The sequence below is a fragment of the Denitrificimonas caeni DSM 24390 genome (assembly GCF_000421765.1).
In the GTDB taxonomy this organism is placed as follows: domain Bacteria; phylum Pseudomonadota; class Gammaproteobacteria; order Pseudomonadales; family Pseudomonadaceae; genus Denitrificimonas; species Denitrificimonas caeni.
Genome location: NZ_ATXQ01000002.1, coordinates 144,589 through 159,342, shown reverse-complemented (window position 1 = coordinate 159,342; position 14,754 = coordinate 144,589). Strand labels below are relative to the sequence as shown.

Here is a 14,754-nt window from a genome sequence, read left to right as displayed (position 1 = left end):
CACCCATAGCAGCAGTTTACAAACTATAAATACCGACGCCTGTGCAATTAAATCAAGCAGCCAAGAAAAGATTTAATCTGGCTGCAAGACGTTGGAGTGAGGGCTCTTAAGGCTGCAAGGTTGAGCTGTTGTCTTCTAGAGACTGTAGTTTAGTTTGCAAAAAGTCATCATAGCCTTTTTGTACCAGCTCAAAAGTTTTACCAATTTCGGCGGCGATAGAACTGCCTTCACCTAGGACGCCAAGACCGCTAAGAATTTTCGATGCCTCGCCATACCCTTGTTCAAAGCCACCGCGAATGATTCCAACAAAATCACGCACGACTTGCTCGGGGTCTTTATTAGGGTGTTGCCTTGCGTATGTGTCAAAAAATGCAGTCGATTGGGATAATATGCGCTCGGCTGTAGCTTCCGGGCTGTTGTCTTGCTGCATCGCGACTTGCAATGCATTGGCGCCAAACTCAGGAGCCAAAACTTCGTTAATGTGGTCGATAGCGCTGCGGTAAAGCAATGCCATTGAGTTGTTTCCAGAGCTAATTGATACGTCTAATGATGCTTGCAGTATCTGTGCGCCAAGTTGGGTACGCTGACCTTCCACACTTGTGGCAGCTTTTTTTTGCGCTTCATCTAATCCAGAGCTTTTAGTATCAGCTTGTGATGTGGTGTTAGTCGTGCGATGTTGAGGTGGGTTAGGTGTAATTGGCAAGGTCATGATATGGCTCCTGCGGTTAATCCGCTGCATAGGCATAAAGCTACTTCTAACTATTATATCGGCCGATACTAGAAATAATTAATGTTACCAACCTATAGATTGATAGCCATTGGTTTTTAGGTTTAGGTTCTTTCGCCTGTGATCGTTAAACCTGCTGTTGCATCCCTTGCATCTCCAGCGCAAATCAGTACAATAGCCGCGCACCAAATCGCTGGTGCATGCGTTATGGCGACCCTGCCGGTCCCCTCGCAACGATTAACCGTTAACCTGGTCAGGCCCGGAAGGGAGCAGCCATAGCGGTGACATTGTGTGCCGGGGTGTGGCTGGCAGTGGTTGCCACCTAATCTGCTTGTTCTGTTACACATCCCTTCGCAAATCTCAAATAAAGCCTATTCGTAAACTCAGTTACGGGTGCATTTTTTCTTGTGCTCCGTTAGCATGGGCGTCTGTTTTTCTGTCGGTCTTTGGTTGCTATGAGTTATCAGGTTTTAGCCCGTAAATGGCGTCCCCGCTCATTTCGTGAAATGGTTGGCCAAACTCACGTTCTAAAAGCTTTGATCAATGCGCTTGATCATCAGCGCTTGCATCATGCCTATTTATTTACCGGTACACGCGGTGTGGGTAAAACCACCATTGCGCGGATTATGGCTAAATGTTTGAACTGCGAGCAAGGTATCAGTTCGACGCCTTGTGGTGAGTGTTCGATTTGTCGTGAGATTGATGAAGGACGTTTTGTCGACCTAATTGAAGTCGATGCGGCGAGTAAAACCAAGGTTGAAGACACCCGCGAAATGCTGGATAACGTGCAATATATGCCGACGCGCGGACGTTACAAGGTTTACCTGATTGACGAAGTTCACATGCTTTCCACTAGTTCTTTCAACGCCTTGTTGAAAACACTGGAAGAGCCACCGCCGTACGTTAAGTTTTTATTAGCCACCACTGATCCACAAAAGTTACCACCGACGGTACTTTCGCGCTGCCTGCAGTTCTCTTTGAAGAATATGCCGCCTGAGCCGATTGTCGGTCACTTACAAAATGTTTTGACCAGCGAAAACATACCCTTTGAAGACGATGCGCTGTGGCTGCTTGGCCGAGCTGCCGATGGCTCGATGCGTGATGCCATGAGTCTCACCGATCAAGCCGTGTCCTTCGGTGATGGTCGGGTGTTTGCTGATGATGTGCGCGCGATGCTGGGTACGCTTGATCAAGGACAGATTTATGGCGTGCTCAAAGCCTTGATTGCCGGTGATGCGCGTGAAGCACTGAGTGCCGTCGCACACTTGGCTGAGCACGGTCCGGATTGGGCTGGCGTCTTGGCAGAAATCCTCAATGCTTTGCACCGCATTGCCATCGCGCAGTTGTTACCGGATGCGATTGATAACGGGCAGGGCGATCGGGCGCAAGTGCTCGAATTGGCGGCCATTATTGCGCCAGAGGATGTGCAGTTTTACTATCAGTTGGGTTTGATTGGTCGGCGTGATTTACCTTTAGCGCCCGATCCCCGTGATGGTTTTGAAATGGTTTTGCTGCGTATGCTGGCGTTTCGTCCTGCCAGCTTGCCCGGCACACCCGGTACACCTTTAATTCAATCAACTGCGGTTACGTCGACGGCTGCAACTGCAGCAGCAACGTCAGCGCCTAGCACAAGTGCGGTGACTGCTACAGTGCAAGCTGAGATTGCCTCTAACGCTGCACCCGCAACACCTGCAGTTGTTTCAAACGCAGCCGTTGAGCAGCATGCAGCGATGTCGAGCACTACGCCGCCAAGTCAGTCAGTTGTTGTGGAATCAGAGCCCGCGGTTGCACCAGTGGTGCAAGCAGCTGAGGTCATGCTGAGTCCTCCGACTGAGGCCGTAGAACATATTCATGCGCCTTGGGAAGAACAACCGGCTGCCGCAGCTGCGCCAGAAGCAGTAGACCCAGCTGCGGAGTCAATAGAGTCAGCGCCTATAGTGGTTGAGCAGGCGGCGATTGCTGCAGAGCAGCTTAATGACGCTGAAGTATTCAGTGCAGAGGCTACTGCTGAGATTGCCAGCGCCGCCAACAATCAAGAAGCCGCTGCAGACTATCAAGAACAGGATTACAGTCAGGCATTTGCTGCAGAATCGGAATCGACTGATGATGACGAAAGTTATCTCGAGGCTGAGCCGTTTCAAGCGTACGACTATGTTTCCAGTTTAAGTGAAGACGATGCCAAGCTGGCAGAAAGCAATGCGCACTTGGCTGATTTACAGCCTAGCATCCCAGTTGCCACAGGTTTGGCTGCCGAGTGGCAAGCGTTGTTTGCACAATTGAAGCTGGCTGGAATGACCGGTAGCATTGCTGCCAACTGTGTGTTGATGGAGAAAAACGCCTCTGCCTGGTTGTTGCATCTTGACCCCAACCACAGTGCTTTATTTAATAACACCCAATTGCAACGTATCAGTGATGCGATCAATGCTCAGTTGCCCACACCGATTGAGCTGAGCATTGAAGTGCATACCATTGATCAGGAATCACCGGCATTAGCACTGCTGCGTAAACAAGCAAAACGTCAACAAGAAGCAGAAGCTGCAATCCATACTGATCCCATAGTATTGCAGTTAATGGATACCTTTGGCGCTATAATCAGTGCTGAAAGTATCCAACCCATAGACTCGGTAATGTAAGGAATCCCGTATGAAAGGTGGTATGGCTGGCCTGATGAAACAGGCACAACAGATGCAAGACAAAATGCAGAAAATGCAGGAAGAGTTGGCCAATGCTGAAGTCACTGGTCAGTCTGGTGCAGGCTTGGTGAGCATTGTTATGACCGGTCGTCATGATGTGCGTCGTGTCAGCATTGATGACAGCTTGTTGCAAGAAGATAAAGAAATTCTTGAAGACCTTATCGCTGCAGCAGTCAATGATGCAGTGCGTAAAATTGAGCAAAGCAGTCAAGACGGTATGGCCGGTATGACCGCTGGTATGCAGTTGCCACCCGGTTTTAAATTACCCTTCTAATTGCTGTTGGACCAGCGTCTAGCATGATGTCCTTGAGCTAGGCTGCTGGTCCTGTCGTTTTGCAACAGCTGCGTGAATTATGCAGTCGTTGTATCTTTTTATTCTTAGTCAATGCGCTGGGTATTCATGTCGTTTAGTCCTTTGATTCGTCAACTTATTGATGCTTTTCGTGTTTTGCCAGGTGTGGGTCAAAAAACTGCGCAGCGGATGGCTTTGCAGCTATTGGAACGTGATCGCAGCGGTGGGCAACGTCTTGCGCAAGCGCTGAGTCAGGCGATGGAAGGCGTGAGTTATTGCCGTTCTTGCCGCACGCTCAGCGAAGATGAAATCTGTAATCTCTGCAGTGATCAGCGCCGCGATGATAGCTTGTTGTGCATTGTGCAAGGCCCGATGGATGTCTATGCGGTTGAACAAACCGGTTATCGTGGTCGTTACTTTGTGCTGAAAGGTCATCTATCACCGCTGGATGGTTTCGGTCCAGAAACCATTGGTATTCCAGAGTTGATTGGCCGCGTCAATGCTGGAAGTTTTACTGAAGTGATTCTAGCCACCAATCCAACGGTTGAAGGCGAAGCCACTGCCCATTACATCGCGCAGATATTGGCTGATAAACAGCTGATTACCTCACGCTTAGCCCACGGTATGCCGCTCGGTGGTGAACTGGAAATGGTCGATGGCGGTACCCTCAGCCACGCCTTAGCAGGCCGTCGCCCGATGCAAATGTAGTTTGGCTCTGGCATTGGAAGGGAGCGCGGGCGGCTCGTCCGCCTCTTAAGCTTGAGCCCCCTATATTGCTTTGCATCATTTAGCCATATTGATCTGGCCATGTTGGGTTTGGTGCTTGGTCGAGGTGCTGAACTGATGCGGGCCAGCGGCCCGCGCTCCCAAGAAGAGAAGTGCGCTAGATTTGGGCGATAGCGGTCCGCCCGCCTCTTGTGTTTAAGGTATTGATTCAGTCGTGTAGGGTTATCCACAGAAGCTGTGGATAACTGTGTGGGTAAGTTGGTTGTAAATGGCTGCAAGGCTGATGCTGTGTGGCTGTAGCTCAAATTGATGAAAAATCAAACGTTATAAAAAAGCCTTTACAATCAATATGTTAAGAGAGTTTTTAAAAGTTTTTAGTAAGCAAGCAGAGAAAGGGATAAATAAAAAAGTCAACCGTTAAAATGTGGACAAGTTTATTCAAATGCGCAGTTTTTGAGTTGACATCGGTGCGTATGTGGCGCTAGCGATGACCAAAAAGTACTGGTTTTTAAGCAGTGTTACTATTGGTACCGCAACTCTTTGCATCCGAATAGCTGCATTACCAGAGCCATCCTCTATACTCCTCTCAAAGCTGTTACTCAGCGTAGCAATGCTTGGCGTATTCGCGCAGAGGATTAAGCGCAATGGGCTAAAGCGTAGTAAGATTATAACCAATATATTTAATTGCAATTTAAAGCGTAGCCAAAGATGACCGTTAACCCTTCCAACCCCGATTATTTTGAGCAAGACAATGACGATTTAGCCATTGCTCCAGCACGTCCGGTATTACAACCGCCACCGATGTACCGGGTACTGATGCTCAATGATGACTTCACCCCAATGGATTTTGTCGTGGAGGTGCTAGAAAGTTTTTTTGCCATGAGCCGTGAACAATCAACACAGACGATGTTGGCTGTGCATAATCAAGGCTTTGCGGTGTGCGGTATATTTACCCGTGATATTGCTGAAACCAAAGCGCATCAGGTCAGTCAATATGCACGTGATTGCAATCACCCTTTATTGTGTGAAGTTGAAAAAGACGCATAAAGGTATGTGACCTAAAGTGAGGTGAAACCATGTTGAATTTAGAACTTGAGGTCACCCTCAATCTTGCATTTAAAGATGCACGCGTCAGTCGTCATGAATACATGACGGTAGAACATTTACTGTTGGCTTTATTGGATAACCGTGAAGCGGCTCGAGTGCTGCGTGGTTGTGGGGTCAATATTGAATTGTTGCGCCACGATTTGCGCACCTTTATTGAAAACACCACGCCATTATTACCTGAACATGCCGACGAAACAGATACTCAGCCAACCTTGGGTTTTCAGCGTGTGTTGCAACGTGCGGTATTCCATGGGCAAAGCTCAGGTAAAGATGAAGTGGGCGGTGCCAGTGTGCTGGTAGCAATCTTTAGCGAAGCCGATAGCCACGCGGTGTACTTGCTCAATCAACACAATGTGCAGCGCCTCGATGTGGTCAGCTATATCTCCCATGGTGTCGACAATGAGCGTGCCGAACCCAATGCTCAGCAGTCTGACGCTGAAGGTGAGGATGGTGAGCGCGAAGCAGGGAACAATCCTTTGCTGGCCTATGCCCAAGATTTAAACGAACAAGCACGCCAAGGTCGCATTGATCCTTTGATTGGCCGTGAACATGAGCTTGAGCGGGTTGCGCAAATCCTCGCGCGTCGTCGTAAAAACAATCCTTTATTGGTCGGCGAAGCCGGTGTAGGTAAGACGGCAATTGCTGAAGGCTTGGCGCGCCGTATTGTCGATGGCGATGTGCCCGATGTGTTGCTTGGTAGTGTTGTTTATTCGCTGGATTTAGGTGCCTTGCTGGCTGGAACGAAGTACCGTGGCGACTTTGAAAAACGCTTAAAAAGTTTGCTAAATGAACTGCGTAAACGCCCACAAGCGATCTTATTTATCGATGAGATTCACATGATTATTGGCGCCGGCTCCGCGTCTGGCGGTGTCATGGATGCTTCGAATCTACTGAAGCCTTTGCTGTCGTCTGGCGAGATCCGCTGCATTGGCTCAACCACCTATCAAGAGTTTCGGGAGATTTTTGAGAAAGACCGAGCTTTGGCGCGTCGCTTCCAAAAGGTCGATGTCACCGAGCCTTCGGTGGAGGACACTTATCGCATTCTGCAAGGCTTACAAGAAGGCTTTGAAAAACATCACCGGATTCCTTACACCGATGCCGCGCTGCGTGCTGCATCAGAGTTGGCCTCTAAACATATCAATGACCGTTATATGCCAGATAAAGCCATTGATGTGGTCGATGAAGCCGGAGCTTACCAGCGGTTACAGCCGAAAGAGTCACGTGCAGCCTGTATTGATGTGAGCCAAATTGAAGATGTAGTGGCAAAAATTGCCCGCATCCCAACCCGACAAGTCAGTAGCTCAGACAAAGAGCAGTTGCGTCACCTTGAACGCGATTTGCGCTTAACCGTGTTTGGTCAAGAAGCGGCGATTGATGCCTTGGCGACGGCGATTAAACTGTCGCGCGCTGGACTGAAATCGGCGAATAAGCCGGTGGGCTCGTTCTTGTTTTCTGGTCCTACGGGTGTCGGTAAAACAGAAGTAGCTAAGCAGTTGGCTAATTCTCTAGGCATTGAGTTGGTGCGTTTTGATATGTCGGAGTACATGGAGCGTCATACAGTATCGCGCTTGATCGGTGCACCTCCAGGTTATGTTGGCTTTGATCAAGGCGGTTTACTAACGGAAGCGATCACCAAGCAGCCGCATTGTGTGTTGTTGTTGGATGAGATCGAGAAAGCCCATCCAGATGTCTTTAACCTGCTGTTACAGGTGATGGACAACGGCACGCTGACCGACAATAACGGCCGCAAAGCTGACTTTAAGCATGTGATCTTGGTGATGACCACGAACGCCGGAGCTGAGTCTGCTGCGCGGGCATCGATTGGTTATGCTAAGCAAGACCACAGTACTGATGCCATGGAAGTCTTGAAGAAAACCTTCAGTCCAGAGTTTCGTAACCGCCTCGACAGCATCATTCAATTCAGTCGCTTAAGTCCTGAAACCTTGCAATCCATTGTCGATAAGTTCTTAACCGAACTGCAGGCGCAATTGGAAGAGAAGCAGGTGCAACTGGATGTCAGCACTGCCGCGCGGGGTTGGTTGGCTGAGCATGGCTATGATGCTGATATGGGCGCACGGCCTATGGCGCGCTTAATTCAAGATCATATTAAGCGGCCTCTGGCAGAAGAGATTCTGTTTGGTGCGCTGGCGGATGAGGGTGGAATTGCTCGCATCGATGTGAAAAATGATGGACTTGTATTGATCTGTGTAAAGGCTTGTAATCCAGAGCCTGCTTAAAATAGCCTACCTTGAGACACCGCAGGGTATGCTCGCATGCCATTTGAGCTTTTGGCATGCATCCTGCTTATCTTTAATATTACTTGGCATTATATTGTCATTGCGTCAAAAAATAACACTAAACAGACCGTTACTGCTCGTTCGATCTGAATCCACGAGCAGCAAAAATTTTCCTTTAGTTGTTGGTCTTTTTGCCGATATCAAAAAAGACCTAGCATGTAGATACTGTGAGCTTAGTAGCAATTTACAGTGCATGCCGCATTGTATTAGTAGGCCATTCTTTTAAGCGGTTTTGGGATTAATAATTATGAATCACCCGTCAGAACAGCGTCAGATGTCGGTGCAAACAAAAATAAATATTGCCTTACTCTCGGTATTTTTTGTTGTGATGTCAGCCTCGCTCATTTTTTCAGTGAATAATGAGAAAAAGCTGGTCTTAGATGTTGTTGAACAACAAACAAAGGATACTGCCGATAGCTACTTTGATAGCATCAACACCATGATGCTGACTGGGACGATGGCGCAGCGTAATGTCTTGCGTGACAAAATCCTCTCGCGTCCCGGCATTACTGACGCGCGTATTATACGTACAGATCTAATTACCTCGGTATTCGGCCCCGGTTATGACCATCAGGCTCCATCTGATGAGCTGGATCGTCGCGCCTTAGCGGGTGAAGAAATTGTTGAAGTAAGTGATGATGGTCGTGGTCGGATACTGACAGTCATTAACCCGATTCACGCATCGAAAGACTACCGTGGTACTGATTGCTTAGGTTGCCACCAGGTTGCGCCAGATTCTGTAGTCGGCGCGGTGCGTATTAGTTATTCGTTAGATGCATTGGACAACCAAGTCGAACGCAATATGTGGACGGCTGCCACCATCCAGTTGTTATTGTTGTTGGCTGGTCTTGCTGTAATGGTGTTTATCGTACGCCGTACGGTAATTAAACGCATTCATGCCATGCGTCATACCATGGAAGCGATCGCTAAAGATGATGATTTGAGTTACAGCGTGGTTGTAGAGAGTCGTGATGAGGTTGGCGCAATGGGCGATGCCTTTAACCGAATGATCGCCAAGTTTAAGCAGAGTTTGCATGCGGTATCGGATGTCACTCAACAGTTGCATGATGTCTCTGATCAGGTATCGCATGTGGCTGATACAACCTTGCGGGCAGTTGTGGAACAGCGCACTGAAACCGATATGGTTGCGTCTGCGATGAATGAAATGAGCGCAACTGTGCAAGAGGTTGCCCGTCATGCAACTCAAACTGCAGCCGCCTCGCAAGGTGCTGATGAAGAGTCTAGGCAAGGTGTGCTGGTTGCTCAACAAGCCATTGATGGCATTCGTGAGCTTATTATTGAAATTGAAAGTGCAGCCCATGTTGTTCAGCAAGTGGAAACCGACACAGCCAACATCAGTGCTGTATTGGATGTGATTAAAGGCATTGCTGAGCAAACAAATTTGTTGGCATTGAATGCTGCCATTGAAGCAGCCCGTGCAGGCGAACAAGGTCGTGGTTTTGCGGTAGTAGCAGATGAGGTGCGCACGTTAGCATCGCGTACGCAGAAATCTACTGAAGAAATTCAAAATATGATTGAGCGTTTACAGCACGGTGTTAAAAATGCAGTCGCTGCGATGGAAGGGGCACAGCAGCGAGCAACTAAAGGTTCTGACTGCGTTGAGAAAGCCTCGCAAAGTCTGCATGTGATTGCTGCTGAAGTGGCTACGATTAATGATATGAACACCCAGATCGCGACTGCAGCAGAAGAGCAGAGTGTTGTTGCTGAAGAGATTAATCGTAATATCACGACGATTAGTTCGATTGCCGATAATACTTCAGCTGGTGCTACACAAACAGCGCAGAGCAGTGAGGAGTTGGTGCGTTTAGCTGCTGAATTACGCCGTTTGGTTAATCAATTTAAACTGTAAAAGTTATCGCAAATAAAGAAACGCGCTACGGCGCGTTTTTTTGTAAGTTGCGTACTTGCTCTTGCAAAGAGCTGATGGTGCGATTGGTTTGTGCACGATAGGCATCAAAATCGGCAAGCGATGGTCCATTATTACTGGCGGGCGCTGGGCTAGAACGTTGCTCTAGCTCGCTGCGTAGAATCAAAATATCTTGTTGCAGGCGCGTCAGGTCTGCGCTGGATACGGCACTCTTTTGCAGTGTCGCAAGCTGCGTTGCGATGCTTTGCAGATTTTTATCATACTCGCCCAGTTGGGCAAATTGTTGCTGATGGCTGGCGCTGGTTTTTTGCAGTGTCGCCAATCGTTTCTCTTGCGCTTCAAGACCTGTGCTAAGTTCTTTCTGCAATGTGCTCAAAGTGTTTTTTTGCTGCTCGAGCGCTTGCTGTTGTTGCTCGCTATGCTTTTTTAATGCAGCCAAAGCATCTTGTGAGCTGCTGAGATCATTGTTGATTTTAGTCAGTTGGGTTGCGTGTGCAGAGGTACTGATCTGCTGTTGTTTGGCAGCTTCTACGGCAGCGCTTTCTATCTTGTTAAGACGCATTTTTAAGATTTCATTGTCACCCAGTACGCTGGATTCAGTGGCAGTGAATTTGCCGGAAATATCTTTAATTCGCCCTTCGGCATCTTCGCTAACTCGCGAGAAACTGTTTTGCGTGGCGACGAGTTGCTGCTCAAGCAGTTGCATACGTTGCATGCTCCACCAGACAAAACTGGCGCTGGCGCAAAGCATAGCAAAGGTGATCGCAGATAAAATTCCGACTGCTTTATTCGATGTTGGCGCAGCGCTGATAACTTGCGAGCAGGTTGGCGCAGTAGAGGCGTCTGGGTCAGTCGCTGGTGCAGGCTTGATTGACGTTTCAGTGCGAGCAGCGCTGAGGCTAGGTAGGTCATTGATTTCATCGTGTGCATCATTACGCATGTCAGTCGGTCACTCTATTTGCTTAGCAGTAAAAGGTTAGCAGTATAGTGTAAAAAGACAGGCCTTTTGCACCGCATTTTAGAGCCTTAAGGTCTCGTCAAGTTCACAGATTCGCGCGGCTTATGGTTAATTCAATGGCACAAGCCTAGGTAGCCGATTAAACTAGCAGCTTATTTTCTCCTATCTCGAGGTTGCCCGATGAGCTTGTTTTTAGTGGGTCTATTGATTGCTGCTATTTTAGTCTTGGCTTGGGGCGTCAGTTTGTATAACGCCTTAGTGCGTTTAAAGCACAGCGTCACTAAAGCGTGGTCAAATATTGATGTGTTGCTTAAGCAGCGCCACGATGAATTGCCTAAGCTGGTGGAAACCTGCAAACAGTATATGCAGCATGAGCGACAAACTCTTGAAGCGGTAATTAGCGCGCGTAATGCCGTATCCAGTGCTCGTGAGCAACATGACATTGGCGCATTAGGTACCGCTGAAACAGGTCTGCGCTTAGGCTTAGGTAAGTTGTTTGCCTTAGCAGAAAACTATCCAGAGTTGAAAGCCAATGAAAGCTTTCAGTTTTTACAACAACGAATCAGCGGCTTAGAGAATGGCATTGCTGATCGCCGTGAGCTGTATAACGAAGCAGTTAATCTCAATAACGTGCGCATTGAGCAGTTTCCTGACGTGCTGATTGCCCGTTATTTTAATTTTACTGCCGCTGAGTTATTACGTTTTAGCGATGCGGAAAAAGCTGAAGTTGATATCAAAAGCCTGTTTGGTTAAATCACAGTGGATATTGTTGGTTTTAGTATTACGTTAGGGATAACCAGTGTCATCAGCTTGGGCAGTGGCTGGTGGTGCATCAATAATCTTAAGAAAGCCCGCTATTTGTTAGATACACCGACTTCAAAAGTACGCTCGGCAGCGCAAGGCTATGTTGAGTTGTACGGTGTGCTCAAAGAAGGTTTAGGTCAGCAGAGTGCGCCTTTAACAGGTGAGACATGCGTTTGGTGGTCGTTTGCGATTGATGAGCAAGTGCGCAGCGGTAAAAATAATAAGCGCTGGCAGCAGGTGGAAAAAGCCAGTAGCGCAGCGCTGTTGTGTTTAAGTGATGGCACCGGCGATTGTTTGATTGATCCACAAGGCGCGCACGTTATTCCGTTGACTAAACAAGTTTGGTACGGCTCTACACGTCATCCTCGTCAAGAGTTGCCGCGCAAAAACATACTGCAATCAATGCTCTCAGGAGTAAAGCGCTACCGTTATACTGAGCAGCGTTTACATGTTGATGAGCCGTTATACGCCATTGGTGATTTTGTAACGCGTGGCGGTGGTCATGATGCTTTTGATTTAACTGCGACGCAGGGCGCTGTGATCCGTGAATGGAAAGGCGATTTTAGCGGTTTGTTACGGCGTTTTGATCGTGACCGCAATGGCCAGCTGGATGAGCATGAGTGGCATAGAGTCCGAGAAGCAGCAGAACAGGAAGCGCAGCGTTTGCATCGTCAACTCAGTGCTGATCCTGCGCAGCATTTTTTACGCAAACCACAAGAAAGCCAGCCGTTTATTTTGTCCAGTCATGGCGAAGATGACATTGCCAAACGTTTTGTCTGGCAAGCTATTTTTGCCGCCTGTCTGTGTATCGGCAGTGCCGTAGCATCAGCCTTCATCATCAATAGCAGCTTTAGTATTTTGCTTAATGGTTGAGGTGTAGCCGCTCTAACGTGCTCATCAGCACGCGCACTTTTTGGATCGACTCTTGATACTCATCTTGACTGTTGGAGTCGAAGACAATGCCGCCGCCGCCCCAGCAACTGATATCACCTTGATTGGCTAGTAAAGTTCGAATGGTAATGGAACTGTCCATTTCGCCACGGCAATCGAGGTAAAAAATACTCCCGCAATAAATACTGCGTACCTCAGCTTCCAACTCGCTAATGATTTGCATGGCGCGCCGTTTCGGAGCGCCAGTAATTGAGCCGCCAGGAAAACTGCCAATCAATACATCCAGAGCATCGTATTGAGCGGCGAGGGTACCGGTGACGCTGCTAACCATGTGATGCACATTCGGATAGCTTTCTAAAGCAAATAGCTCAGGTACACGGATACTGCCGGTGGCGCAGTAACGGCCTAAATCGTTACGCAGTAAATCAACAATCATTAAGTTTTCGGCGCGATCTTTGCGGCTGGCTAACAGTTCATTTGCTAAGGATTGATCTTCAGCTGCGTCTGCACTGCGGGCGCGAGTGCCTTTGATCGGGCGACTTTCAACTTGACGCTGGCGTACTTCAATAAAACGCTCGGGTGACAGACTCAGAATTGCTTGCTCGGCATTGACGCGAATAAAGCTGGCAAAAGGGGTGGGGCAGCTATCACGCAAGCTGTTGTACGCTTGCCATGGATCGCCTTGATATTGGCTGCGAAAGCGTTGGGTGTAATTGACTTGGTAACAATCACCGGCAGCAATGTAGGCTTGAACACGCTGTAAAGCTTGGTGATAAGTGTGTTCGCTAATGCTTGGGCTGAACGGGGTTAGCAAGCTAAACGCTGTGGTAGCAGCTGCTGGGTTGGCTATGGGCGAACTGAAGCGCTGCAGCAGTCCATCAATCCGCGTTTGCGGCACCTGCGCATGGCACATCAGCCAACAGCGTTCTGTTTGATGATCACTGATCAGCGCCCAGTCGTATAAACCCACTGTGGCACTGGCTAGGCCTTCAATCTCACTGGCTTGGGTCAGTTCATTGAACTCATAAGACAGATAGCCGATCAGACCGCCGCTGAAAGGCAGTTCAATGTCATTTTCTGGCTGGCATTCTGGCAGTCGTTGCAGCAGTGTACGGCAGCGCTGGGAAAAGTCAGTAATGGATTCATGGCTTTTTGGTGTAATCGTAGCTAAGGGCCAGGCGCTCAGCAGATCATAGCGTCCACGTTGGCTATCGGGTTTGCCAGAATCAAGCAGTACAGCACCGTCTTCGGCATGCAGTTGACTGAAGTAGTGCCGCGGATCGGCGTGGTATTCAATAGCAAACAGATGACAGGTCAGCATAAGCACTGCTTGTGCTCGGCAGTCTAATTACAGCGCTGCCAAGCACAAAAGCCTCGTGAGTATTATTGAGAAGGAATAGAGGCGAATAAGTTCTGGGTAAAGCGCACGCGCTCTTCAACAGATTCGCTGATGCCTTTGCTTTTCAGTTCAGCTAAATGACGCTCTACCGCATGGGTACGCAAGGTTAAGCCAGCGTTATTAGCGATTTGAATATTCAAGCCTGGACGGGCGTTGAGTTCAAGAATCAACGGGCCTTTGTCTTGGTCAAGAACCATGTCGACACCAATGTAGCCCAGCCCACAGAGCTCATAGCAGCCCGCAGCCAATGTCATAAAACCATTCCAGTCAGGCAACTGCACACCGGCCACCGGTGTACTGGTGTCAGGGTGCTTGTTGATTTTATTGTTCAACCACGTACCTTGCAGCGTTGTGCCTGTGGCTAAGTCAACACCTACACCGATCGCACCTTGGTGCAAGTTGGCTTTACCACCAGATTGGCGTGTTGGCAGACGCAACATGGCCATCACTGGATAGCCCATCAAAACAATGATACGAATATCCGGGACGCCTTCGTAACTGATACTTTTAAACAAAGGATCAGGGGTGACACGGTACTCAATCAGGGCACGATCGCGTGAGCCGCCGAGCGAATACAGACCGGTCAAGATGCTGGAAATTTGGTGCTCAATTTCTTCATGACTGATAATTTTGCCGGAGATCGTTTTGTAGCGGTCTTCAAAGCGATCAGCGATAACTAAAATGCCATCACCGCCAGCACCCATCGCAGGCTTAATCACGAAGTCAGTACGTCCAGCTAGAATACTATCGAGCTTCTCGATTTCTTTTTCTGTAGAGATGACGCCATACATTTCTGGCACGTTAATGCCAGCGCTGATGGCGCGCTCTTTGGTGAGGATCTTATCATCAACAATTGGATACAAATTGCGCTTGTTGTACTTCAGGACATAATCGGCATTACGTCGATTAATACCCATGATGCCTTTGGCGCTGAGCTCGCGCCACGTTTTAATTAAACCAAACCCAAACATG

12 protein-coding genes and 1 other RNA gene are annotated in these 14,754 nt (G+C 48.5%); 9 read left to right on the top strand and 4 right to left on the bottom strand.

Annotated features, from left to right (window positions below):
- Positions 1–106: 106 nt before the first annotated feature.
- Complete coding sequence (locus H591_RS14765) at positions 107–709, bottom strand: DUF5610 domain-containing protein (RefSeq protein WP_022965595.1); 603 nt, start codon at positions 707–709, stop codon at positions 107–109.
- A 235-nt stretch (positions 710–944) separates the two neighbouring features.
- On the opposite strand from H591_RS14765, the gene ffs reads away from it, so the two are divergent.
- From ffs to H591_RS0103640, 7 genes are all read left to right on the top strand, one after another.
- Positions 945–1,041: signal recognition particle sRNA small type (gene ffs / locus H591_RS15800), an RNA gene on the top strand.
- 141 nt (positions 1,042–1,182) lie between these two features.
- Complete coding sequence (dnaX, locus tag H591_RS0103665) at positions 1,183–3,360, top strand: DNA polymerase III subunit gamma/tau (protein WP_022965594.1); 2,178 nt, start codon at positions 1,183–1,185, stop codon at positions 3,358–3,360.
- A 10-nt stretch (positions 3,361–3,370) separates the two neighbouring features.
- On the top strand, positions 3,371–3,694 hold the full coding sequence (locus H591_RS0103660) for a YbaB/EbfC family nucleoid-associated protein (protein ID WP_022965593.1): 324 nt from the start codon (positions 3,371–3,373) through the stop codon (positions 3,692–3,694).
- Between the two features lie 126 nt (positions 3,695–3,820).
- Positions 3,821–4,420, top strand: coding sequence for a recombination mediator RecR (gene recR, locus H591_RS0103655; protein WP_028244149.1), 600 nt, complete (start codon positions 3,821–3,823; stop codon positions 4,418–4,420).
- A 726-nt stretch (positions 4,421–5,146) separates the two neighbouring features.
- The gene (gene clpS, locus H591_RS0103650) at positions 5,147–5,485 is read left to right on the top strand and encodes an ATP-dependent Clp protease adapter ClpS (protein WP_022965590.1); all 339 of its coding nucleotides are present in this window, start codon (positions 5,147–5,149) and stop codon (positions 5,483–5,485) included.
- A gap of 29 nt (positions 5,486–5,514) precedes the next feature.
- Positions 5,515–7,782: an ATP-dependent Clp protease ATP-binding subunit ClpA gene (gene clpA / locus H591_RS14755; RefSeq protein WP_022965589.1), complete on the top strand. Its 2,268-nt coding sequence runs from the start codon at positions 5,515–5,517 to the stop codon at positions 7,780–7,782.
- A gap of 307 nt (positions 7,783–8,089) precedes the next feature.
- Entirely contained in the window at positions 8,090–9,712 is a 1,623-nt protein-coding gene (locus tag H591_RS0103640; RefSeq protein ID WP_022965588.1) for a methyl-accepting chemotaxis protein, read from the top strand.
- Positions 9,713–9,737: 25 nt separating this feature from the next.
- Here the strand turns inward: H591_RS0103640 and H591_RS0103635 are convergent, their stop codons facing one another.
- Positions 9,738–10,670, bottom strand: a complete 933-nt coding sequence (locus H591_RS0103635) for a hypothetical protein (RefSeq protein WP_022965587.1) — start codon at positions 10,668–10,670, stop codon at positions 9,738–9,740.
- 198 nt (positions 10,671–10,868) lie between these two features.
- Here H591_RS0103635 and H591_RS0103630 point away from each other — a divergent pair, with 198 nt between their 5' ends.
- Positions 10,869–11,441, top strand: a complete 573-nt coding sequence (locus H591_RS0103630; RefSeq protein ID WP_022965586.1) for a LemA family protein — start codon at positions 10,869–10,871, stop codon at positions 11,439–11,441.
- Positions 11,442–12,365, top strand: a complete 924-nt coding sequence (locus H591_RS0103625; RefSeq protein ID WP_051145782.1) for a GIDE domain-containing protein — start codon at positions 11,442–11,444, stop codon at positions 12,363–12,365.
- Here H591_RS0103625 and pabB read toward each other — a convergent pair.
- Together pabB and H591_RS0103615 are read right to left on the bottom strand one after the other, a co-directional pair.
- The gene (gene pabB, locus H591_RS0103620) at positions 12,355–13,704 is read right to left on the bottom strand and encodes an aminodeoxychorismate synthase component I (protein WP_022965584.1); all 1,350 of its coding nucleotides are present in this window, start codon (positions 13,702–13,704) and stop codon (positions 12,355–12,357) included. The two genes, H591_RS0103625 and pabB, sit on opposite strands and share 11 nt — an antisense overlap.
- Before the next feature lie 62 nt (positions 13,705–13,766).
- On the bottom strand, positions 13,767–14,753 hold the full coding sequence (locus H591_RS0103615) for an alpha-L-glutamate ligase-like protein (protein WP_022965583.1): 987 nt from the start codon (positions 14,751–14,753) through the stop codon (positions 13,767–13,769).
- Position 14,754 lies beyond the last annotated feature (1 nt).

What these genes read in the sequence shown, in the direction of transcription:
- H591_RS14765 (WP_022965595.1), bottom strand. Translation starts at nt 709, where the DNA reads ATGACCTTGCCAATTACACCTAACCCACCTCAACATCGCACGACTAAC.
- dnaX (WP_022965594.1), top strand. Translation starts at nt 1,183, where the DNA reads ATGAGTTATCAGGTTTTAGCCCGTAAATGGCGTCCCCGCTCATTTCGT.
- H591_RS0103660 (WP_022965593.1), top strand. Translation starts at nt 3,371, where the DNA reads ATGAAAGGTGGTATGGCTGGCCTGATGAAACAGGCACAACAGATGCAA.
- recR (WP_028244149.1), top strand. Translation starts at nt 3,821, where the DNA reads ATGTCGTTTAGTCCTTTGATTCGTCAACTTATTGATGCTTTTCGTGTT.
- clpS (WP_022965590.1), top strand. Translation starts at nt 5,147, where the DNA reads ATGACCGTTAACCCTTCCAACCCCGATTATTTTGAGCAAGACAATGAC.
- clpA (WP_022965589.1), top strand. Translation starts at nt 5,515, where the DNA reads ATGTTGAATTTAGAACTTGAGGTCACCCTCAATCTTGCATTTAAAGAT.
- H591_RS0103640 (WP_022965588.1), top strand. Translation starts at nt 8,090, where the DNA reads ATGAATCACCCGTCAGAACAGCGTCAGATGTCGGTGCAAACAAAAATA.
- H591_RS0103635 (WP_022965587.1), bottom strand. Translation starts at nt 10,670, where the DNA reads ATGCGTAATGATGCACACGATGAAATCAATGACCTACCTAGCCTCAGC.
- H591_RS0103630 (WP_022965586.1), top strand. Translation starts at nt 10,869, where the DNA reads ATGAGCTTGTTTTTAGTGGGTCTATTGATTGCTGCTATTTTAGTCTTG.
- pabB (WP_022965584.1), bottom strand. Translation starts at nt 13,704, where the DNA reads ATGCTGACCTGTCATCTGTTTGCTATTGAATACCACGCCGATCCGCGG.
- H591_RS0103615 (WP_022965583.1), bottom strand. Translation starts at nt 14,753, where the DNA reads ATGTTTGGGTTTGGTTTAATTAAAACGTGGCGCGAGCTCAGCGCCAAA.